This window comes from Pseudomonas sp. dw_358 (genome assembly GCF_018449655.1).
Lineage (GTDB): Bacteria > Pseudomonadota > Gammaproteobacteria > Pseudomonadales > Pseudomonadaceae > Aquipseudomonas.
In genome coordinates, this window is record NZ_JAAVUX010000004.1 from 21,138 (window position 1) to 42,972 (window position 21,835).

The 21,835-nt window shown below is 64.9% G+C and carries 19 protein-coding genes; 9 read left to right on the top strand and 10 right to left on the bottom strand.

Translation table 11 applies throughout. The features are described 5' to 3' along the window. The first annotated feature begins 64 nt into the window (after positions 1 to 64). Both HB675_RS07785 and HB675_RS07790 read left to right on the top strand, forming a co-directional pair. Positions 65 to 2,101, top strand: coding sequence for an NADPH-dependent 2,4-dienoyl-CoA reductase (locus HB675_RS07785; RefSeq protein ID WP_213877373.1), 2,037 nt, complete (start codon positions 65 to 67; stop codon positions 2,099 to 2,101). A 30-nt stretch (positions 2,102 to 2,131) separates the two neighbouring features. Then, complete coding sequence (locus HB675_RS07790; RefSeq protein WP_213877375.1) at positions 2,132 to 3,022, top strand: 1-aminocyclopropane-1-carboxylate deaminase; 891 nt, start codon at positions 2,132 to 2,134, stop codon at positions 3,020 to 3,022. A gap of 14 nt (positions 3,023 to 3,036) precedes the next feature. Here HB675_RS07790 and HB675_RS07795 read toward each other — a convergent pair whose 3' ends face one another. Together HB675_RS07795 and HB675_RS07800 are read right to left on the bottom strand one after the other, a co-directional pair. Then, positions 3,037 to 3,585: a cytochrome b gene (locus HB675_RS07795; protein WP_213877377.1), complete on the bottom strand. Its 549-nt coding sequence runs from the start codon at positions 3,583 to 3,585 to the stop codon at positions 3,037 to 3,039. A 48-nt stretch (positions 3,586 to 3,633) separates the two neighbouring features. Continuing rightward, on the bottom strand, positions 3,634 to 4,605 hold the full coding sequence (locus tag HB675_RS07800; protein WP_256737501.1) for a DUF1853 family protein: 972 nt from the start codon (positions 4,603 to 4,605) through the stop codon (positions 3,634 to 3,636). A 118-nt stretch (positions 4,606 to 4,723) separates the two neighbouring features. Between HB675_RS07800 and HB675_RS07805 the strand changes: the two genes are divergently transcribed. The 5 genes from HB675_RS07805 to HB675_RS07825 are packed head-to-tail and all read left to right on the top strand — an operon-like array spanning position 4,724 to position 9,379. Continuing rightward, positions 4,724 to 5,614 (top strand): NAD(+) kinase, encoded by an 891-nt coding sequence (locus HB675_RS07805; RefSeq protein ID WP_213877381.1) that lies wholly within the window; start codon positions 4,724 to 4,726, stop codon positions 5,612 to 5,614. Next, positions 5,614 to 6,585 carry a metallophosphoesterase gene (locus HB675_RS07810; protein WP_213877383.1) on the top strand — a complete coding sequence of 324 codons (972 nt, stop codon included), beginning with the start codon at positions 5,614 to 5,616 and terminating at the stop codon, positions 6,583 to 6,585. The genes HB675_RS07805 and HB675_RS07810 overlap by 1 nt, the downstream gene beginning before the upstream one ends. 36 nt (positions 6,586 to 6,621) lie before the next feature. Next, positions 6,622 to 7,971: an ATP-binding protein gene (locus HB675_RS07815; protein ID WP_213877385.1), complete on the top strand. Its 1,350-nt coding sequence runs from the start codon at positions 6,622 to 6,624 to the stop codon at positions 7,969 to 7,971. Next, on the top strand, positions 7,971 to 8,456 hold the full coding sequence (locus HB675_RS07820) for a hypothetical protein (protein WP_213877387.1): 486 nt from the start codon (positions 7,971 to 7,973) through the stop codon (positions 8,454 to 8,456). The genes HB675_RS07815 and HB675_RS07820 overlap by 1 nt, the downstream gene beginning before the upstream one ends. Next, positions 8,456 to 9,379, top strand: a complete 924-nt coding sequence (locus tag HB675_RS07825) for a tetratricopeptide repeat protein (RefSeq protein ID WP_213877388.1) — start codon at positions 8,456 to 8,458, stop codon at positions 9,377 to 9,379. The genes HB675_RS07820 and HB675_RS07825 overlap by 1 nt, the downstream gene beginning before the upstream one ends. Positions 9,380 to 9,432: 53 nt before the next feature. On the opposite strand, the gene HB675_RS07830 is transcribed toward HB675_RS07825, so the two are convergent. From HB675_RS07830 to HB675_RS07840, 3 genes are read right to left on the bottom strand one after another with little or no spacing between them, the layout of a single operon-like run. Next, positions 9,433 to 10,614: an osmoprotectant NAGGN system M42 family peptidase gene (locus HB675_RS07830; protein ID WP_213877390.1), complete on the bottom strand. Its 1,182-nt coding sequence runs from the start codon at positions 10,612 to 10,614 to the stop codon at positions 9,433 to 9,435. Between the two features lie 27 nt (positions 10,615 to 10,641). Beyond that, positions 10,642 to 12,387: an N-acetylglutaminylglutamine synthetase gene (gene ngg / locus HB675_RS07835; RefSeq protein WP_213877392.1), complete on the bottom strand. Its 1,746-nt coding sequence runs from the start codon at positions 12,385 to 12,387 to the stop codon at positions 10,642 to 10,644. Between the two features lie 3 nt (positions 12,388 to 12,390). Beyond that, positions 12,391 to 14,163 carry an N-acetylglutaminylglutamine amidotransferase gene (locus tag HB675_RS07840; RefSeq protein ID WP_213877393.1) on the bottom strand — a complete coding sequence of 591 codons (1,773 nt, stop codon included), beginning with the start codon at positions 14,161 to 14,163 and terminating at the stop codon, positions 12,391 to 12,393. A gap of 276 nt (positions 14,164 to 14,439) precedes the next feature. Between HB675_RS07840 and HB675_RS07845 the strand changes: the two genes are divergently transcribed. Further along, entirely contained in the window at positions 14,440 to 14,805 is a 366-nt protein-coding gene (locus HB675_RS07845) for a hypothetical protein (protein ID WP_213877395.1), read from the top strand. A gap of 15 nt (positions 14,806 to 14,820) precedes the next feature. On the opposite strand, the gene HB675_RS07850 is transcribed toward HB675_RS07845, so the two are convergent. Then, positions 14,821 to 15,207: a VOC family protein gene (locus HB675_RS07850; RefSeq protein WP_213877397.1), complete on the bottom strand. Its 387-nt coding sequence runs from the start codon at positions 15,205 to 15,207 to the stop codon at positions 14,821 to 14,823. Positions 15,208 to 15,440: 233 nt separating this feature from the next. Here HB675_RS07850 and HB675_RS07855 point away from each other — a divergent pair, with 233 nt between their 5' ends. Further along, positions 15,441 to 15,641, top strand: coding sequence for a helix-turn-helix transcriptional regulator (locus HB675_RS07855; RefSeq protein ID WP_213877399.1), 201 nt, complete (start codon positions 15,441 to 15,443; stop codon positions 15,639 to 15,641). 9 nt (positions 15,642 to 15,650) lie between these two features. Here HB675_RS07855 and HB675_RS07860 read toward each other — a convergent pair whose 3' ends face one another. From HB675_RS07860 to mnmC, 4 genes are read right to left on the bottom strand one after another with little or no spacing between them, the layout of a single operon-like run. After that, complete coding sequence (locus tag HB675_RS07860) at positions 15,651 to 16,724, bottom strand: lipocalin-like domain-containing protein (RefSeq protein WP_213877401.1); 1,074 nt, start codon at positions 16,722 to 16,724, stop codon at positions 15,651 to 15,653. Beyond that, a complete protein-coding gene (locus HB675_RS07865; protein WP_213877403.1) occupies positions 16,714 to 19,188 on the bottom strand; it encodes an ABC transporter permease in 2,475 nt (824 codons plus the stop codon). The genes HB675_RS07860 and HB675_RS07865 overlap by 11 nt, the downstream gene beginning before the upstream one ends. Before the next feature lies 1 nt (position 19,189). Beyond that, positions 19,190 to 19,858 (bottom strand): ABC transporter ATP-binding protein, encoded by a 669-nt coding sequence (locus tag HB675_RS07870; RefSeq protein WP_213877405.1) that lies wholly within the window; start codon positions 19,856 to 19,858, stop codon positions 19,190 to 19,192. 3 nt (positions 19,859 to 19,861) lie between these two features. Then, positions 19,862 to 21,823, bottom strand: a complete 1,962-nt coding sequence (gene mnmC, locus HB675_RS07875; protein ID WP_213877407.1) for a bifunctional tRNA (5-methylaminomethyl-2-thiouridine)(34)-methyltransferase MnmD/FAD-dependent 5-carboxymethylaminomethyl-2-thiouridine(34) oxidoreductase MnmC — start codon at positions 21,821 to 21,823, stop codon at positions 19,862 to 19,864. Positions 21,824 to 21,835: the final 12 nt, after the last annotated feature.

Here is a 21,835-nt window from a genome sequence, read left to right on the forward strand (position 1 = left end):
CAACGACGGGGCAAACGACGATTCGCCCCGCATCCCGTGATCGAACCGATGTGGAGTCTTGCCCATGGCCGCCGCCCTTTATCCCCACCTGCTGGCCCCGCTGGACCTTGGGTTCACCACCCTGCGCAACCGCACGTTGATGGGCTCGATGCACACTGGCCTTGAAGAGACCAAAGGCGGCTTCGAGCGCATGGCGGTGTACTTTGCCGAGCGTGCCCGGGGCGGGGTGGGGCTGATGGTCACCGGTGGCATCGGCCCCAATGTCGAGGGCGGTGTGTACGCCGGGGCGGCCAAGCTGAGTACTCCGGAGGAGGCCGAAAAGCATCGGATCGTCACCCGCGCGGTGCATGCCGAGGGCGGCAAGATCTGCTTGCAGATCCTTCATGCCGGGCGCTACGCCTACAGTCCCCAGCTGGTCGCGCCCAGTGCGATCCAGGCGCCGATCAATCCGTTCAAGCCCCATGAACTGGACGAGGCGGGCATCGAGGCCCAGATCAAGGCCTTCGTGCAGTGCGCGACCCTGGCGCAGTTGGCCGAATATGACGGCGTCGAGGTGATGGGTTCCGAAGGCTATTTCATCAACCAGTTTCTCGCCGCCCACACCAACCACCGCACTGACCGTTGGGGCGGCAGCTATGAAAACCGCATGCGCCTGGCGGTGGCAATCGTCAGTCGTGTGCGGGCGGCGGTGGGGCCGAATTTCATTCTGATCTTCCGCCTGTCCATGCTCGACCTGATTGCCGGCGGCAGTGTCTGGGAGGAGGTGGTGCAACTGGCCCAGGCTGTGGAAAAGGCCGGTGCCACGATCATCAACACCGGCATCGGCTGGCACGAAGCACGGATTCCCACCATCGCCACCAAGGTGCCTCGCGGCGCGTTCACCAAGGTCACCGCGAAATTGCGCGGGGCGGTGAGCATTCCGCTGATCACCACCAACCGCATCAATACCCCGGAAGTGGCCGAGCGGGTGCTGGCCGACGGCGACGCCGACATGGTCTCCATGGCTCGGCCGTTCCTGGCCGACCCCGAGTTCGTCAACAAGGCGGCGGCCGGGCGCGCCGATGAGATCAATACCTGCATCGGTTGCAACCAGGCCTGCCTGGACCACACGTTCGCCGGCAAGCTGACCAGTTGTCTGGTCAATCCCCGGGCTTGTCACGAAACCGAACTCAACTACCTGCCTACGACCCGGCGCAAGCGTATTGCCGTGGTCGGCGCCGGGCCGGCGGGGCTGGCGGCGGCCACGGTGGCGGCCGAGCGCGGGCATGCGGTCACACTGTTCGACGACCATGGCGAAATTGGCGGCCAGTTCAACGTCGCCAAGCGCGTGCCGGGCAAGGAAGAGTTCTATGAAACCCTGCGCTATTTCCAGCGCAAGCTGGAGATCACCGGCGTCACGCTGAAGCTTAATACCCGGGTGGACGTGGCAGCGCTGGTGGCCGGCGCCTATGACGAGGTCATCCTCGCCACCGGCATTGCCCCGCGCACGCCGCAGATCGCCGGCATCGATCATCCCAAGGTGCTGAGTTACCTTGACGTGCTGCGGGCTGGCAAACCGGTGGGCGCGCGGGTCGCCGTGGTCGGCGCGGGCGGCATCGGCTTCGATGTCAGCGAATTCCTCGTGCATCAGGGTGTCAGTACCAGCCTGAACCGCGAGGCTTTCTGGAAAGAGTGGGGCATCGATCTCGACCTGCAAGCCCGGGGCGGGGTCGCCGGCATCCAGGCTGAACCCCAGGTGCCAGCACGGCAGGTCTGGTTGCTGCAACGCAAGGCCAGCAAGGTCGGCGACGGGCTGGGCAAGACCACCGGCTGGATTCACCGCACCGGCTTGAAGAACAAGCACGTGCAGATGCTCAACAGCGTCGAGTACCTGAAGGTAGACGACGCCGGACTGCACATCCGCATCGGTGAGGCCGAGCCACAGGTGCTGGCAGTGGACAACGTCGTCATCTGCGCCGGGCAGGACCCGCTGCGTGAGTTGCAGGACGGCCTGCTGGCCGCCGGGCAGTCGGTGCACCTGATCGGCGGCGCCGACGTCGCCTTGGAACTGGATGCCAAGCGCGCCATCAACCAGGGTTCGCGATTGGCGGCCGAGCTGTAGACTGCGCGGCTGTCGACTGTGGAGCCGTTCATGCCTTGCTTGCCCATCGCCCCCTTGCAGCCCCTGCGCCTGGACTGGCTCGACGACGCGGGGGTGGAGGTTGCCGTGCTGCGGCTGGACTTGATCGATCCGCTGATCAGCGGCAACAAGTGGTTCAAACTTGAGCCCTATTGGCATCTGGCGCAGGCTCGAGGCCGCAGCGGCCTGATCAGCCTGGGCGGCGCGTACTCCAATCATCTGCACGCGCTGGCCGCCGCCGGGCTGCGTTTCGGTTTCGAGACAGTGGGCCTGCTGCGCGGCCATCCACAGGTGACCCCTACGGTGATGGATCTGCAAGCCTTCGGCATGCAGTTGCACTGGCTCGGCTACGCCGGCTATCGGCAGCGACATGCGCCAGGGTTCTGGGACACCTGGACGGAGCAGTATCCGCAGCTTTATCCAGTGCCCGAGGGCGGTGGCGGTGCGCCTGGTGCCCAAGGCTGCGCTGCCATCGTGGCTCAGGCCCGTGCACAACTCGGCGAGCTGGGCTGGGACGATTACCACGGCTGGTGGCTGGCCTGTGGCACCGGCACCACCCTGGCCGGGCTGGTGCTGGCCGAAGCCGGCGCGCATCCGGTGTACGGCGCCATGGCCGTGCCGCCGGGCCATGGGGTAGTGGAGAACGTCGAGGCGTTGGTCGGGACGGGCGGTTATGGGTTGTTCGAGGCCAGCCGGGGCGGATTTGCCAAGGTGGATGAGGCGTTGAAGCAATTTCTGGCCGAATCTGAAGCGGCTTCGAGGGTGCCCTGGGAGCCGGTGTATACGGCCAAGGCGTTGCTGGCATTACAGGCACAGGTCGAGACAGGTCTATTCAAGCGGGGTACCCGGATTGTTTTTGTTCACACCGGAGGGTTGCAAGGGCGGCGTCAGGCTCTGGCTTGATGACATCCCGACGCCTACCTGCGCCGCGGTAACATCCTCGACAATGTGTCATCCCGCTTCAAGTAATGATGGGCCAACCCCGCCAGCGTGTGCAGCCCGATCAGCCAGTAGCCCCACTCGCCGATCTGAATGTGCCAGTCCTCGATCTGTGCCGCCAGCTCCTTGTCCGGTGCCATCAGTGGGGGCATTTGCAAGCCCCAGAAGGGGATAGCCTTGCCCTCGCCGCTGAGGGTCAGCCAGCCGAGCACGGGCATGGCGATCATCAAGGCATACAAGGCCATGTGCATGAGCCACGCCAGCCGCCGTTGCCAACGCGGCGGCGCCGGGGTGATGCGCGGGGTGACCCCCAGGCCGCGGGCCAGCAGGCGCAGCCAGACCAGCGCAAAAATCGTCAGACCGAACATATAGTGAAACTGGCCCGACAGCAGTCGGCCGGCAGTGCCTCGGTCGAAGTGGCTGCGCAGTTCGGTGCAGGTGTAGACCGCGATCAGCAGCACCACCATCAACCAGTGCAAGGTGATCGACAGGCTGCCATAGCGGGCGAGGGTGTTCTTCCAGGTCATGGGCTGCCTTTTCCAATGCGTCGTGGCCCGACGCGCAGGCGCCTGACCTTAATCGATATCGTTGCCTGCCACGTTCGGCCACAGATCACTGACCAGAAACACCCGCTGTGCTTCATGCCAGTCACCGTCCACCCCGGGCACCAGGCGAACCAGCAGTTGGGCACGGGCTTGTGGATCGAGTTCCGCGAGCCACAGCCGCAAATCTCCCTCGGACCACACGTCATTGACCTCGACCCGCGCGGGCGCCAGCCAGGACGGGCGTGGCAGCAGCTGCCAGACACCGGGTCCGGCCTGCTGGCGTAGCGTCGGCCAGTCCTGGCGATGCACCCACAGCCCGCGCAGATGTTCGCCATGCCCACCCCGTGGGGACTCGACGTGCCGGCCCCACGGGTAAAACAGGTACCCCGCCAGCCACAACCGCGAGTCGACGCCGTCTACCCCCAATGCGCGCAAGGCCATCTGCGCCTGCTCACGAGACGCCATGGGCAACTGATGCTCGCTCAGATGGGTCAGCTTGCGCCCCAGTCGGTCGTGGCAGCCCGGGCCCAGCCAGGTAAACGGGTCCGCACCGCGCGGCGGCTCTTCCACGCTATCGGCAGGCCCCAGGTAAAGCTTGATAGCCAGCTCGAGGTGATAAGTGCCGCTGTCATCCCGCAGGACGATATCCAGCTCGCCGAGGGTGCGGCCTTCGCCGCGAATGGCCAGATTGGCGGCCACCAGCTCGATGCCGGGTGCCTGCGTCAGGGCAAATTGCCACAGCCGTTCGTAATACACCCCCAGGCGGCGCGTGCTGCTGCGCGCCAGCCAGTCGAGCAAGGGTTGGCCGTCATGGTCCAGTTCCCGCAGCCACTGTTCCAGGCGCTCCGGGGCGCGCGCCCAATGGCTGCCGGCCAGTGGGTGGCGCTGTGGCCAGGGCGCGTCTTGCAGGAGCGGCGGCGAGACAAGGACCCAGGCCAGGTCGCGCACGGCGGGCTGGCGCAGTTCAGAGGGCAGGTGACACAAGCGGGAAAAGGGGTTCATGCTGCGCAGCATAGCGCCCTGCGCGCCGAAAGGCTTTTGCCCTGTGGGCGCTTTCGCCCATAATCCTCGGTACTGTGCCTGTGGGCACCAGCGTTCGTCAGACTCAAGCAGGATCTCCATGGAGCAATTTCGCAATATCGGCATCATTGGCCGCCTCGGCAGCGTGCAGGTGCTGGATACCATCCGCCGGCTGAAGACCTTTCTGCTGGAGCGACACTTGCACGTGATCCTCGAGGACACCATCGCCGAAGTCCTGCCGGGCCATGGCCTGCAGACGTCCACGCGCAAGATGCTCGGCGAGGTCTGTGACCTGGTCATCGTCGTTGGCGGTGACGGCAGCCTGCTGGGCGCCGCCCGCGCGCTGGCTCGGCACAACATCCCGGTGCTGGGGATCAACCGTGGCAGCCTGGGGTTTCTCACCGACATCCGCCCGGACGAATTGGAAGTGAAAGTCGCCGAGGTGCTCGACGGTCACTATCTGGTGGAAAACCGCTTCCTGCTGCAGGCTTCCGTGCGTCGCCACGGCGAGTCCATCGGCCAGGGTGATGCCCTCAACGACGTGGTGCTGCACCCGGGCAAATCCACGCGCATGATCGAATTCGAGATCTACATCGATGGCCAGTTCGTCTGCAGCCAGAAGGCCGATGGCCTGATCGTCGCCACACCGACCGGCTCCACTGCTTACGCACTCTCCGCGGGCGGGCCGATCATGCACCCCAAGCTCGACGCCATTGTGATCGTGCCGATGTACCCCCATACCTTGTCTGGTCGGCCGATCGTGGTCGATGGCAACAGCGAGCTGAAGATCGTCGTGTCCAAGGACATGACCATCTACCCGCAGGTCTCCTGTGACGGCCAGAATCACTTCACCTGCGCGCCGGGCGACACCATCACGGTGAGCAAGAAATCCCAGAAGCTGCGGCTGATTCACCCACTGGACCATAACTATTACGAAGTCTGCCGGACCAAACTCGGCTGGGGCAGCAGGCTCGGCAACGGAGGCGATTGATGCTCGATCCGGCGCGCAGTTTCGATCTGATCGGCGACGTGCACGGTTGTGCCCATACCCTCGAGCATTTGCTGGACATGCTCGGCTACCGCAAACAGGCCGGCGTGTGGTGCCATGCCAGCCGCCAGGCGCTGTTTCTCGGTGACATCATCGACCGTGGCCCGCGCATCCGCGAGGCGCTGCACATCGTTCACGACATGGTCGCTGCCGGCCACGCTCTGTGCATCATGGGCAATCACGAGTTCAACGCGCTGGGCTGGACCACGCCGGCGCCGCCCGGCTCGGGCAAGGCATTCGTCCACGAGCACACCCCGCGCCATCAGCGCCTGATCCAGGCCACCCTTGACCAGTTCGAACACTACCCCGGCGACTGGCAGGATTTTCTCGGCTGGTTCCACGAACTGCCGATGTGCATGGACGGTGGACGGTTTCGCGTGGTGCACGCCTGTTGGGATCACGCCTTGATCGCTCGCTTCATGGAGCAGTACCCCGACGCCTGCATCGATGCGCCCTTCGTGCAGCAGGCGGCGGTCAAGGGCAGTTTTGCCAACAGCGTGTTCGACCGGCTGCTGCGCGGCACCGACATGCGCCTGCCCGATGGCCTGACCCTGACCGGCGGCGACGGCCTGACCCGCGCGTTCTTTCGCACCAAGTTCTGGGAAGACGACCCGCAGACCTATGGCGATATCGTCTTCCAGCCCGACGCACTGCCCGACCAGGTGGCCAGCGTGGCCCTCAGCGATAGCCAGAAAAGTGCGCTGCTGCGCTACGGCCCCGATGAGCCGATGTTGTTTGTCGGCCATTACTGGCGCAGCGGCAACCCCATGACGATCCGCCCCAACCTGGCCTGCCTGGACTACAGCGCGGTGCTCTACGGCAAGCTGGTGGCCTATCGGCTGGATCACGAAACCGAAGTCGACCCGCAGAAATTTGTCTGGGTCGACGTGCAGCGCCCCGAGGCTCAGGGATGACGCCCGACGCCCTTATTTCTTTCACAGGCCCTTGCAATGGATGACTCCACCCTCGCGCAACTGGAAGCCGCGCTAAGCGCTTCCCCCGGCAACCCTGCGCTGCTCGCGCTGGTGCTCAAGGCGTACCTTGAACGCGGCGAGCCCCGGCGTGGCCTCGAACGGCTGCCTGCCAGCCTCGACGATTCGCCTGAAAACGCCAGCCTCAAGCCTCTGGCGGTGCAGCTGTGTCTGGCCGCCGATGACGCCGAGCGCGGGTTGCGTCTCGCCGAGGGCGCCGACCCCGCGCTGGGCCTGCTGCGGGCCCGTGCCCTCGCGGACCTGGGGCGTCTGAAGGAAGGCTTGACCGAGTACCGCGCTGCCATTGCCGCCAATACTGCACTGGAAGACATGGCGTTGCTGCGCCGGTTGAATGTGTCGGTGGTGGAGTTTCCTTCCGGCGAAGGCCGGCCGAAGCTGCGGGTCATCTCCAATGACGACACCGATGTCAGCGAAAGCCACCGGCTGCTGGAGCCCAGCGCCGAGACCCTGACCTTCGATGATATCGGCGGCCTCGACGAGCTGAAGAAGACCATTCACAAGAAAATCATCCTGCCTTATCAGAAACCCGGCCTTTTCCAGCGCTTTCGCAAGCGCGTGGGCGGGGGCGTACTGCTGTATGGCCCGCCCGGCTGCGGCAAGACCCTGCTGGCCCGGGCCACGGCGGGTGAGTGCAAGGCGACGTTCTTCAATATCGCCATCAGCGATGTGCTGGACATGTACATTGGTGAGTCCGAGCGCAAGCTGCACGCCCTGTTCGAACAGGCGCGCAAGGCGGCCCCGGCGGTGATGTTCTTCGATGAAGTCGAAGCCCTGGGCGGCAAGCGCTCGAACACCCGGGAGGCGACGTCGTCCAAGCTGGTCAGCCAGTTCCTTTCGGAAATGGACGGTTTTACACACGACAATCATGGCGTGCTGATTCTGGCGGCCACCAACGTGCCCTGGTCGGTGGACTCGGCGTTCCGCCGTCCCGGCCGCTTTGACCGGGTACTGTTCGTCCCGCCACCCGATCGCGCGGCCCGGGAAAGCATGCTCAAGTTGATGATGGCCGATCGCCCGACCGCGCCGGGTATCGACTTCGTGTTCCTGGCCAGAAATACCCCCGGCTTCTCCGGTGCCGACCTCAGCGAGCTGGTGGAAACCGCCGCCGATGAAGCCATCGAAGAATCCATTGCCAGCGGCAATGAGCAACCTATTGGCGACAGCCATCTCAAGCGCGCCCTCAAGCAAGTCCGGGCCACCACGCTGGAGTGGCTGACCACGGCGCGCAACTACGCCCGCTACGCCAACGAAGGCAACCAGTACGACGAAGTGCTGGCCTTCCTCGATCAACACGCCAAGGACCGCTGATGGCCACGCGTTCGATGTACCGTCTGGAAGATGAACCGCGGCCCGGCCCCCTGGCGCAGTTGGCCGTGTCGCCCTTCTGGCCCTTGCTGGCCATGATGCTGGCCGGCAGCTGGCTGGGTCTGCCTTGGTTTGCCCTCAACTCGGTGGCGGTGGGCAGCCCGACCCGTACACGCGAATTGGTCCTGGTGGCGGTGGGCTTCCTTGGCAGCCTGGTGCTGGCGATGATGGTCCTGCATTTGTGGGAGGGTGGTTACCTCACCACTCAAGCCAGTATCCAGTATGCGCTGCTGGTGCTGTTGATCTGGAAGCTGGCCATCGGCTACGCCTTGTTCGTCCAGCAGAGCGCCACCATCGAGCTGTACCAGTATTACGGCGGCGTGCTGAGCCGCTATGGCATTGCCGTGGTAGCCGTGGCGAGCTTCGTCGTGCAGGACAGGGTGATCAAAGTGCTTCCGTCGCTGCTCTGGCAATTGGTGATGCAATAATGAATTCCGCCTACCTGCTGCACCTGGCCTATCAACGGCTGCAAGCCGGGCACAACGACGGCGCGATCGACAGCCTGCGCCAGTTGCTGGCTGAAGACAGCGACCACGCCGAGGCCCACGCCTTGCTGGCCATCTGCTTGATCAACATGCGCCGGGTCCATGCTGCCCGTGCCGAGTCACGCCTGGCCCTGGCCGCCGACCCGGAGCTGCCGGTGGCGCACTACGCCATGGCGGTGGTGGCGATTGCCATGCGTCAGTTCAAACCGGCCGAGCAGCACCTGCGTCAGTTGCTCGACATGGAACCGCTCAACCCGATGTACCACCGTACCCTGGCCGAGCTTTACAGCCTCACCGGGCGCTCGGCGTTGCGTCTGGAACAATTGCAGAAGGCCTTGGAACTGGGCCCCGACGATGCCGCCAATCTGGTGGCCATGGCGCAATATCATCGCAGCGAGGGGCATTGGGATCAGGCCGAAGGCTATGCCCGCCAAGCGCTGCAAAGTGACCCTGGGCATCCCGGCGGGGTGGTGGTGCTGGGCCACTTGCTGTTGCGTCGCGGCGAAACGGCTGCCGCCCGCGAGCACGCCATCTGGGCGCTCCAGGAAAACGCCAACGACCGTGCGGCGCTGCACCTGATTACCGCCGTCAAGGCCCGGGAGAGTCTGTTTCTGAGCTTCTGGTGGCGCCTGAACGCATGGATGAGCGAGCGCGGCACAACCCGAGCCATCGTCATTTTGCTGGGGATGTTCGTGCTGTACCGGGTGATGGTGATCGCGTTGAACCAACAGGGCTACCCGACGTTGGCCGAGGGCGTCGATTGGGTCTGGCTGGCGTTCGTCGTCTACACCTTTGCCGCCCCGCAAATCTTCAAGCGGGCGCTGGACAAGGAGTTGGTGCAGGTGCGGCTGTCGAAGGAGTTTTGACCGAAGGCGTTTGAGGAGACCTGTGGGAGCAGTCCTGCTCCCACAGGCCGAGGTTACTTCTGCCCCACCAGCGTATCCACCGCCGGCACCCGGGTTTCGCTCTCCATTTGTGCATCATGTTCGATCTGATGGCTGAAGCGCTCCAACGAACTGTTGGTGGGCTTGGCGTCGCTGGCGAATACCGGCGGGCTGAGAATGTAGGCCACCAGGATGCGGCTCAGGGCGGTGAGGCTGTCCAGGTGGGTGCGCTCGTAGCCATGAGTGGCGTCACAGCCGAAGGCCAGCAAGGCAATGCGGATATCGTGCCCAGCGGTGATCGCCGAGTGGGCGTCGCTGAAGTAGTAACGAAACAGGTCGCGGCGCACCGGCAACTCGTTTTCCTCGCCCAGGCGCAACAGGTGCCGCGACAGGTGGTAATCGTAGGGTCCGCCGGAGTCGAGCATGGCCACGCTCACCGCATGTTCGCTGGAGTGCTGGCCAGGCGCGACCGGGGCGATGTCGATGCCGACGAACTCACTGACGTCGAACGGCAGCGCAGCGGCGGCGCCAGAGCCGGTTTCCTCGGTGATGGTGAACAGCGGATGGCAGTCGATCAACGGCTCGATACCACTGTCGACAATGGCTTTGAGCGACGCCAGTAACGCTGCCACACCGGCTTTGTCGTCCAGGTGCCGGGCGCTGATGTGGCCGCTGTCGGTGAACTCCGGCAAGGGATCGAAGGCCACAAAGTCGCCAATGTTCACCCCCAGCGATTCGCAGTCGGCGCGGGTGGCGCAATAGGCGTCCAGGCGTAGCTCGATGTGGTCCCAGCTCACCGGCAACTGATCGATGGCGGTGTTGAAGGCATGCCCGGATGCCATGATCGGCAGGACGCTGCCGCGAATCACGCCATTGTCGGTGAACACGCTGACACGGCTGCCTTCGGCGAAACGGCTGGACCAGCAGCCCACCGGCGCGAGGGTCAAGCGGCCATTCTCCTGCACGGCGCGCACGCTGGCACCAATGGTGTCCAGGTGGGCAGACACTGCGCGGTCCGGTGAATTTTTCTGGCCCTTCAAGGTGGCGCGGATGGTGCCGCGCCGGGTCAGCTCGAAAGGAATGCCGATTTCCTCCAGACGCTCGGCGACGTAGCGCACGATGGTGTCGGTAAACCCGGTGGGGCTGGGGATGGCGAGCATCTCCAGCAGTACTTTCTGCATGTACTGCGTATCCGGTTCGGGAATTTTACGCGTCATGGAAACTCCTGATTGGATAAAGACACCTCAGCACGGTGCCTGGCTGTGGGGAAACAGCAGGTCGATGAAGCGCTGGGCGGTCGGGCGGGGTTCATGGTTGGCCAGGCCGGCACGTTCGTTGGCCTCGATGAATACGTAGTCAGGCTGATCGGCGGCGGGCACTAGCAGGTCGAGACCGACCATGGGGATATCCAGTGCGCGGGCGGCGCGAATCGCAGCATCGACCAAGGTCGGGTGGAGGATGTCGGTAACGTCTTCCAGATGGCCGCCGGTGTGCAGGTTGGCGGTCTTGCGCACCGCCAGAACCTGGCCGGCCGGCAGCACGGTGTCGTAGTCTACGCCGGCCGCTCGCAGGGTGCGCTGGGTTTCGGCGTCTACCGGGATGCGGCTTTCACCACCGGTGGCCGCCTGGCGACGACGGCTCTGAGCTTCGATCAGGGCACTGACGGTGTTCTGCCCATCGCCGGTAATCTGCGCCGGCCGGCGGATGGCGGCCGCCACCACTTCAAAACCGATCACCACGATGCGCAGGTCGACGCCTTCATGGAAGCTTTCCAGCAGCACCCTGCTATCAAAGGCCTGGGCCTGTTCGATGGCCGTCTGCACCTCTTGCAGCGTGCTCAGGTCTACGGCGACGCCATGGCCTTGTTCGCCGTCCAGCGGCTTGACCACCACGCGGCCGTGTTCTTCGAGAAAGCCTTCGTTGTCGTCAGCGCTGGCCGCCAGTTGCTGGGCCGGCAATTTCAGGCCGGCGGCCGTGAGCACCTTGTGGGTCAAGCCCTTGTCCTGGCACAACGTCATGGCCACGGCACTGGTGAGGTCGCTCAGCGACTCGCGGCAACGCACCTTGCGCCCGGCATGGCTGAGGGTGAACAGGCCGGCCTCGGCGTCGTCCACCTGCACATCGATGCCGCGCCGATGGGCCTCGTCGACAATGATGCGGGCATAGGGGTTAAGGTCACCCTGAGGGCCCGGACCGAGGTACAGGGTCTGGTTGATGCCGTTCTTGCGCTTGACGGCGAAGGTCGGCAGGTTGCGAAAGCCGAGCTTGGCGTACAGGTTCTTGGCCAGTCGGTTGTCATGCAGCACCGATAGGTCCAGATACGCCAGGCCGCGGCTCATGAAGTGCTCCACCAGATGGCGCACCAGCACTTCGCCGACACCGGGCCGCGTGCAGCGGGGGTCCACCGCCAGGCACCAGAGGCTGCTGCCGTGCTCCGGGTCGGCAAAGGCCTTGAGGTGGTTCAAACCCATGACGCTGCCGATGACCTGCCCGCTGTCTTCGTCCTCGGCCAGCCAGTACACCGGGCCGCCTTGATGGCGCGGGGTCAGCAGGGCAGGGTCGATGGGCAGCATGCGGCGCTTGAGGTAGAGCTGGTTGATGGCTTCCCAATCGGCTTCGTTCTGCGCCCGACGAATGCGAAAGCCACGAAACACCCGCTGGGCCGGGCGATAGTCGCTGAACCACAGGCGCAGGGTGTCCGACGGGTCGAGAAACAGCTGTTGCGGCGACTGCGCCAGCACTTGCTGGGGCGCCGCAACGTACAACGCAATGTCCCGTTCGCCCTGGCGCTCGTTCAGCAGTTCGGCCGCCAGGCTTTCCGAGCTGGCATAGGTATGGCCGATCAACAGCCGCCCCCAGCCGCAATGCAGCGGGCGCGGCGTGTCGTCGGGCACGCCGCCGTCTTCGGCCAGGCGGGCCTGCAGACGCTCGTAAGAGGGGGGCTGGCCGCGCAGCAGGCGCTGGTTCAAGGCATTGGCATGGGCTTTCATCGGTCAGATTCCTTGTTCGCTGAGCCACAGGTTCAGCGCGGCCAGTTGCCACAGTTTCGAGCCGCGCAGGGGCGTGAGCTGCCCTTGCGGGTCCGTGAGCAGACGGTCGAGCATCACCGGGTTGAACACGCCGCGATCCTGGCTGGGGTCGAGCAGCAGGTCGCGCACCCAGTTGAGCGTGTTGCCCTGCAAATGCTTGAGGCCCGGCACCGGGAAGTAGCCTTTCTTGCGGTCGATCACTTCGCTGGGGATGACCCGGCGCGCGGCCTCTTTGAGCACCTGCTTGCCGCCGTCCGGCAGCTTGAACTTGCCGGGTACCCGGGCCGAGAGCTCCACCAGCCGGTAGTCGAGGAACGGCGTGCGTGCCTCCAGACCCCAGGCCATGGTCATGTTGTCGACGCGTTTGACCGGGTCGTCCACCAACATCACCGTACTGTCCAGTCGCAGCGCCTTGTCCACCGCCGCGCTGGCGCCGGGCATCGCGAAATGCTCGCGGACAAAATCGCCGGCCGCGTCGTGCTGCGTCAGCCAGGCCGGTTGAACGGTGGCGGCATAGTCGTCGTAGCTGCGGTCAAAAAAGGCCGAGCGATAGGCGGCATAGGGGTCGCTGGCGCCGTCCACTTGCGGGTACCAGTGGTAACCGGCGAACAGCTCGTCCGCGCCCTGGCCGCTTTGCACCACCTTGCAGTGCTTGGCCACTTCCCGGGACAAGAGGTAAAAGGCGATGCAGTCATGGCTGACCATCGGTTCGCTCATGGCCCGGAACGCGGCAGGTAACTGCTCGATGATTTCCCGCTCGTCGATGCGCAGCTGGTGATGGTGGGTGCCGTAATGTCTGGCGATCAGGTCGGAATACTGGAACTCGTCACCTCGCTCGCCACCAGCGTCTTCAAAGCCGATGGAAAAGGTCGACAGGTTCTCCACCCCGGTTTCGCGCAGCAGGCCCACCAGAAGGCTCGAATCCACGCCACCGGACAGCAGGACACCGACGTCCACTGCTGCACGCTGGCGAATGGAAACGGCGTCGCGGGTACTTTGCAGCACGCGGTCGACCCAGTCCTCCAGGGTCAGGTTGTGTTCGTCGGCGTGGGGGCCGTAGGGCAGGGTCCACCAGGTTTTCTGCTCGGTGCGACCGTCCTCTTCAATGCGCATCCAGCTGGCGGGGGGCAGTTTTTCGATGTTGGCCAGCAAGGTGCGCGGTGCTGGCACCACGGCATGAAAGTTGAGGTAGTGATTGAGCGCCACCGGGTCGAGTACCGGGTCGATGTCACCGCCCTTGAGCAAGGCTGGCAGTGACGACGCAAAGCGCAGGCGGGTGGCGTTGCGCGACAGGTACAGCGGCTTGACCCCCAGGCGGTCGCGGGCGATGAACAGCCGGCGGCTGTCGCGCTCCCAGATGGCAAAGGCAAACATGCCGTTCAGCTTGGGTAGCAGCGCTTCACCCCAGGCGTGATAACCCTTGAGCAACACTTCGGTATCGCCGCCCGAATAAAAGGCGTAACCCAGTGCTTCGAGCTCGGCACGCAATTCGGGGAAGTTATAGATGGCGCCGTTGAAGGCCAGGGACAGCCCCAATTGGGCGTCGACCATGGGCTGCGCCGAGCCATCGGACAGGTCCATGATTTTCAGGCGGCGATGGCCCAGGGCAATCGGGCCCAGGCTGTGGAAGCCCCACGCATCAGGGCCGCGAGGGGCCAAGGCATGGGTGATGCGTTCCACGGCAGCCAGGTCGGCCGGTTGATGATCGAAGCGTAATTCGCCAGCTAATCCGCACATTGAACGTGAGCCTTGCGTGATTGGTCAGGCCTTTTCGAGGGCACCAAAGGCTCGAACGTTCAATAAAACCTTACGAATGGTCCTGGTTCGGATCCGCTGTCTCTTGGCGCAGGCCGTCGGATTTCTTCGTTCCTGGCGTGAAGATGAGCGGTTCAGAGTCGGGGGTGCAGGCTGTACCCTTGGTCCGAATAGCGGCAGGCACAGCAAAGTCGAAGCCTGAATAAACTAGACTTGTTGCCTGGGAACGCTTCCCGAGTTCCGACATGAGGCACCCACGTGGACATCACAACCGTTGTGAAGATGCACATGGATGATTTGCCGGCCTGGCTCAAGTTTTCGGTCGAGCCACTTTACACCAATACTGCCGTGGTACTTCCCCCCGAATTCATTTGGGTGATCATTACGAATCTGCGGATGATTGCCGCCTACCTGACGCTGGATGAAGCTCACCTTGCTGCCTCTGGCATTGAGCGGGCTTACGTCAAATCTTTGCTGCCACTGGCGATCATTGAACTGGTTGCACAACAGGAGATCGATCTTGGCGTTTTGATCGATGAAATTATCGAACATGGCCTGTCGGAAGAGGCAGACCGTGCGCGGCCGGTTCATCTAAGCGACTGGCCTGATGGAGACGAAGAGTGACCGGATGAGGCACGCTCACACCTCGTACAATTCCAGCGGCAAATCATCCGGGTCGGCGAAGAAGGTGAAGCGTTTGCCAGTGTATTCGTCGATCCGCACCGGCTCGGTGGCCACCCCGTTTTGCTGCAGGTGCTCGACCGCTGCCGTCAGATCCGGCACGCGCAAAGCCAGGTGGCGCAAGCCGCAGGCTTCCGGTCGACTGGTGCGCGGCGGGGGAGACGGGAAGGAGAACAACTCGATCTGGCTGCCGTCCGGCAGGCCCAGGTCCAGCTTCCAGGAATCCCGTTGTTCACGGTACACCTCGGCAACGACGTTCAGGCCCAGGATGGCCGTGTAGAAGTGACGTGAACGGGGGTAATCGGACGCAATGATGGCCACGTGGTGGATACCTGACAGCTTCATGAAGGCCTCTTGATTGTTGGGCTTTGGCATTTTTAGCCCATGGATCTGGGGCATTATGAACATTTATTTTCATCTTTACTTTTCGGGAAACAATTAGTTACCTAACGATTGCCCGGTCGGTTATCTTTGCTGCAAGTCAGCTCACCCGGGTCTGACGGTTCTGGCCAGGAGCGGGGATTACCGTGGAGTCTGATGACAGTGGGCGCGGCCCTCGGTCCGGGAAGGATGGGCCGATGGCCGACAACCCTTTGGCGGCGCGCGAACGACAAGTACTGACGTTTACCGCCATGGGCAAGACCGCCGCACAGGTCGCCGTCGTCATGTTTCTGTCGGAGCGAACCATCAATTTTCATATCAGCAAGGTGGTGGCCAAGCTGGGTGCCGCCAACAAGACAGAGGCGGTAGCCATCGCCATTCGCGCCGGGTGGATCTAGATACATGCCCTAATACCCCGTCATCTCCAGATACCCCTCACCCTGCTGACTGCCGTCAAAACGGATCGGCCCCTCCCAATAGGGTGTCGCCAGGCCCATCCAGGATCGATCGTTCAACGCGTGGGTGTGGATGTCCAGGCCCTTGCGCAGGATCTTGAGCGACCATTGGGTGGGCACCGAGTGGCCGTCGATCGTAGTCTTGGCCAAGGGTTGCAAGGCGATATCAGCGGCGGTCAACGGCTCGCTGCTGCCATCGGCTTCGATCCAGGTGCCACTCACATACGGTTGGCCGTCGGCGTGGCGCAAGCGGAACAGCATCAGCTGTCGACCGCCTTGCAAGTGCAGGGAAAACCAGTCCCAGCCTTGCTGGTTGGCGGCCATGTACTGGCTGCTCCATTCGCGATCCAGCCAGGCCGTGCCCTGAACCGGCACGCTGTGCCCGTCGATCTGCAGGTGGCCGCTGGCCTTGAGAAACGGCTGGCTGTAGTACCAGGAGGCCTGACCCTGATCGGACTTGCGGCTGTAGCCCTGCTGGCCTTGCAACACCAGTGGCTGCTCGGTGTGCAGTTGCAGGTCGTAGCCAAAGCCCTTGCCCTGGGCTTGAACCCGCAGGTTTTGCAGCGGGTCGCCGATGCTGGCGGTGGTGTGCAGTGACCAGTTGTCAATCCATGCACGCCAGGGGGTCGGATCGACGCCGGCCTGGCCAACGCCGCCTCGGCTGATGCGCTGCTCGGCGTATTGCCGGGTGGCGGTGGTCAGGCCGGCATGGCCCAGCCACAGATTGCCATTGCCCCAGCCGGGCTGGTCGGCGCCGGGGGCCAGGGCACTGCGAAACAAGGTCCACTGCACGCCATAGTGCTGACCGTCGGGGTCCATCAGGTTGGCGGTCACATACCACCACTCGATGCGGTAGTCGGGGTGGGCGCTGTGGTCGCGAGGGAAGACGAGCGCATGGCCCGGGGTCACGGCGGTGAAGCCCGCACTGTCGCCGCCCAGCCCGGCAAAGCCCGGCTGGCTGTCGACGTGGGGCTTGGGACCGCAGGCACACAGCAGCAGGCAGCAGAGCAACAGGTTACTTTTCATCGACCAGTACCCTCAACAAATCCACCGGCCGGCTGCGCAGCAGGCGCACCATCGGCCAGGCCGACGCCAGCCCGGTGGCCAGCACCGCCAAGCCCAGCAGTTGCAGCAACTGGCCAGGAAACACCTGCAACGGCAGGCGCCAACCGAAGGCTTGTACATTGATCACCGCCACCAGGCACCAGGCCAGCAGGATGCCCAACGGCAGAGACAGGGCCAGGGTCAGCAGGGCAAGCATCCAGGTCTGGCCCAGGTTGATCAGCAACAGATGGCGTCGGCGCACGCCCATGGCCCATAGCGGTGCCAGTTGGCCCAGACGCCCTTGGCTCTGGGTCAGCAAGCTGATGAACAGGGCGACACCGGCGACACCCAGGGTCAGGCTGTTGAGGGCGGCAGTGGCGGCGAAGGTGCGCTCGAAGACTTGCTCGGCCCAGCGCTTGAGCTGGCTCTGGTCGACGATACGTCCATCGTCCAGGCTGAAGCGCCCGTTCAACTGTTGCCTGAGACTGTCGATCCGGGCGGGGTCCAGTTGCACCGCTACCCGGCTGATCGGCAGCTTCGGCCAGTGTTGCTGCAGATGATTGGATGCCACCAGGACGTGACCGCGAGGGTTGCCGTAGTCGGCGTAGGTGGCCAGCACCTGGGCGCGCCACACGCCCTGTTCGCTGGGCAGGGTGAGAAAGTCGCCCAGCTTGAGGTGCAAGCGCCGGGCCAGTTGTTCGCTGAGCATCAGGTTGTCACCCTGAAACAGTGAGTCCCACGGGTGATCATTCAGGGTGTCCAGCAACGGCCAATGCTGACGGTACAGCGGCGCGTCGATCACGCCGGCCATGTCCACCGGCCAGCCTTGCAGGCGGGTGTCCAGCTCACGGGCGGGCAGCACGTGCCGGACCACCGGTTGCTGTTGCAGCCAGTCGATCAGCGCCGGACTTTGCCCGGTGTCGGCCGGGCGCAGGTAGAGTTCGGCGCTCAGGCGCTGTTCCAGCCAGTGGTCGAAAGTCTGGCGGAAGCCGTTGATCATGCTGCCGGCGCCGACGTTGGTGGCCAGAGCCAGTAGCAGCGCCATCAATGCCAGGCTGATGCCGGGCAACTGCTGGCGGCAGTCAGCGAGAAACCACAGTCCCAGCGGGCCATATCGGCCCTGTCCCAGTACGCTCAGCGCCAGACTCAGCAGCACTGGCAGGCCAGCGGCCGCCGCCAGCAACAGCGCGCCCAGCAAGGCAAAGCCGCTGCCCAGGCTGTTGCCCCACAGCCACGCGGCCAAGGCCACCAGCAAAGCCGCCAGGGCCACCGCGCCCTGGCGGCGCAGGTAGCTGCGGTGCGCGCCATGCCAGGCTTCGTTATCCGCCAGCGCCAGCACCGGCAGGCGCGCGGCGCGCCACAGGCTGCTGGCCCCGGCAACCAGCGCCCCCAGCACGCTCAGGCCCAGACCGCCGAGCCACCAGACCGGGCTCAGGGTCAGTTCGCCCGCCACCTGGGCGCCGTACAGGCCGCGCAGGCTGGCGGCGACGTCGGGCAGCAAGAGACTGGCCAGCAGATAGCCACTGACGACTCCGGCCAGGCCACCGAGCATCGCCAGCCCGATCAGCTCCAGGGCCAGCACGCCGATCAGGCCGCGAGCACTCACACCACAGGCGCGCAAGGTGCGCAACAGGGGGCGGCGCTGTTCCAGCGCCAGACCGATGGCCGCGTGAACAATGAACAAGCCCACCACAAAGGCCAGCAAGCCCAGGGCGGCAAGGTTCAGGTGAAAGCTTTCGGTCAGGCGCGCCATGTCGCTGGTTTCGCCCTGGGCCTGCCATTGCAGGCGTGTGGCCCATTCGGCCGGCAAGGGCGCGTGGAAGCCCCGGGGCAGGGTCAGCCGGGAAATCTGTTCGGGGGCCTGCAACAGGCGCTGGGCCGCGCCGATGTCCATCAGCAGCAGGCCGGGGGCCATGCCGGCCCTTTGTTGCAGGGGCGGCAGGCGTTCGCCGGTGGAGGTCAGTGGTTGCTCGCCATCCTGCCAGTGCCATTCGTGCAGGGTCTGGGTGGCAATCCAGGTACGGCCGGGGGTGCCGATGAACCGGGTCAGTTCGTCCAACTGTGGCACGGCGCCGGCCAGCGGCGCATCGCCGGGCAAGGTCAGCGGCTCGACACCCAGCACATCGAGGCTGCGGTTCGCCGCGCCGGTGGCCAGTTGCACGCGGCCTTGCAACGCGGGAGAGACCGGCCAGCCCAGCAGGCGCAGTTGCACGAACGTGGCCTGGCTCAGGCGGCCACCCTCGGGCGCCACCAATGTCGGCAGCGGCTGGCCCCCGATCAACTGGCTGGCCTGGGCGTAGCTTTGCCGTGCCTGACCGTTAAGCGCCAGCACGCCGGTGAGCAGGGCGGTGGCCAGCCACAGGCCGGTGAATACGCTGAAAAACTGCACCGGGTGTTTACGCCAGTGGCTGAGCAGGGCGCGCAGGCTCCAGATCAAGGTATTCATCTCAGGGGGTGGCCGCCGGGTGGACGCGCCCGGCCCGCAGGACCACGGTGCGTTGCAGCTGGCTGGCCACCAAAGGGCTGTGGGTCACCATCAGCAAGGTGCTGGCGCTGTCGCGTTGCAACTCCAGCAACAACTGCAAGACATTGGCACTGGTGCTTTCATCGAGGTTGCCGGTGGGTTCGTCGGCCAATAACAGGCGCGGTTTGCCGGCCAGAGCACGCCCTAGTGCGACCCGTTGCTGTTGGCCGCCGGAGAGCTGTTCCGGATAGCGTCCGAGCAGATCAGCCAGGCCCAGGCGTTCGATCAGTTGGTCCTGCCAGACTTGGTCATAGCGTTGCGCCAGACGCGCCTGAAAGGCCAGGTTGTCGGCGACCGTGAGGCTACCCACCAGATGAAATTGCTGGAAGATCAGCCCCACTTCGCGCCGGCGCCAGTCGGCCAGCTGATGTTCGGCCAGGCCCTCCAGCGCCAGGCCAGCGACTTGCAAGGTGCCGCTGTCAAAGCGGTCGAGCCCGGCGACCAGGTGCAGCAGGGTGCTCTTGCCGCTGCCCGATTCGCCCATCAATGCCAGGCTGGCGCCGCTGGCCAGGGTCAGGTCGATGCCTTGCAGAATCTGCAGTGGCCCCTGTGGCGTGACGTAGTGCTTGTGCAGCCCTTCGATCAACAGCATGGGTCATCCTTTCTGGCGGATCAGTCGGCGCAGGGCAAAACGGTTGGGGTGACAGGCATAGGCGACGTCCCGAGGCACCGGCAGCGGCTCATTATCGAGCCACGCAGCGATCAGCTCGCCGGCCAGGGGCGCAGTGATCAAGCCCCGCGAGCCATGGCCGCTGTTGACGTACAGACCGTCGAGCCAAGGGCAAGGCGTCTGCGGTACCTGGCGGGCGTCCTTGGACAATACGGCATAGGCCAGGGCAAAAGCGCCCTCGTCGGCCACCGGACCGACGATGGGCAGGTAGTCCGGGCTGGTGCAGCGGAAGGCCGCGCGGCCGGGCAGGGTGGCCTGGGCATCGATCTGCAGGCGCTGGCGCAGGTCCGGGGAAATCTCGTCCAGCAGCGCAAGGTTGCTCGCCTGTTCGGCGGCGGTGGGCGTCAGATCGGTGCTGTGGAAGTCGAAGCTGGCGCCCAAGGTGTGTTGACCCAGGCGCGCCGGCGCCAGGTAGCCTTCGGCGCAGACCACCGTGTGCAAGGCCGCGCTGGCGGGGGTCTGGCTCAGGCAGGTGATCTGACCGCGAATGCGCTTGAGCGGCAAGTGCGCCGTGAACGGCAGCTGGGTCACCTCGGCCGCGCTGGCGAGCACCACCACGGGTGCGCTGGCCAGCAGTTGGTGATCGTCCCAGGCTTGCCAGTGCTGCTCGACACGGCGCAATTGCAGCACGGCGTGGTGGGGCAGCAGGGTGATCAACGGGTGGCCGGCAAGCCAGCGGCACAGGGCCGGTGGGTGCACCCAACCCCCTTCCGGGTAGAACAGGCCGCCCTGGGCCAGTTCGACGCCGGCCAGGGCTTGAGCCTGCTCGCGGGAAACCGGCTGTAGCAGGTCATCGGGGAAGGCCTTGGCGAGCTTGTCCTGACGGGCCTGTTCCTTGTCGTCGAAGGCCAGTTGCAAGACTCCGCAAGCGTCCCAGTCGCGTCCCCGCTGCAGGCGTTCCAGCAGCCGGCGCGTGTGCCCGAAGCCGCTCAGAATCAATTGAGACAACGCCGTGCCATGGGCCGAAAGCTTGAGATAGAGCACGCCCTGAGGATTGCCCGAGGCTTCCTGGGCCACATCGCCGTGGCGCTCCAGCAAGCTGACCCGCCAGCCCCGCGCCGCCAGACTGGCGGCGGTGGCGCAACCGGCCAGACCGGCCCCCACCACCAGCGCATGGCGCTCGCCGGCAACGACCGCCGGGCGCGCAAACCAAGGTGCAGGCGCCGAGCTCGGCTCGCCAATGAAGGCGCCGCGCAGCACCTCCCATTTGTGCCCGATACCTGGCACCCGTTTCATCTTGAACCCGGCCGCCGCCAAGCTGCGGCGCACCCAGCCGGTGCTGGTGAAGGTGCCCAGCGTCGCCCCCGGCGCCGACAACCGCGCCAGCTCGGCGAACAGTTCCGGGGTCCACATCTGCGGGTTCTTCGCCGGGGCGAAACCATCGAGGAACCAGGCGTCGATCTGGCCTTCGATCTGCGGCAACTGCTCCAGCGCGTCGCCGATCAACAGGGTCAAGGTCACTCGGCCATCAGCGAACACCAGCCGTTGAAAGCCCGGGTGCACGGCCACGTAGTGCGCCAGCAGCGGTTCGGCAAAGGCAACCAGCTGCGGCCACAGTGCCAGGGCGCGGCTCAGGTCGGCGTGGCTGAGGGGGTATTTTTCCACCGTGACAAAGTGCAGGCGCGCTCCGGCGCGTGCGTGTGTCTCGAACACTTGCCAGGCACAGAGGAAGTTCAGCCCGGTGCCGAAGCCTGTTTCGCCAATCACCAGGTGTTCGCCGTCGCCGAGGGCAGCAAAGCGCTCGCTCAAGCGGTTCTGGTCGATGAAGACGTGACGGGTTTCCGCCAGCCCGGCCTCGAGCGAAAAGTACACGTCGTCGAATGCTCGCGAGCGGGGACGGCCCTGTTCGTCCCAGTCGAGCTGGGCGTGGTGTGGCAAGTGGCTCATGAAACGCTCTGG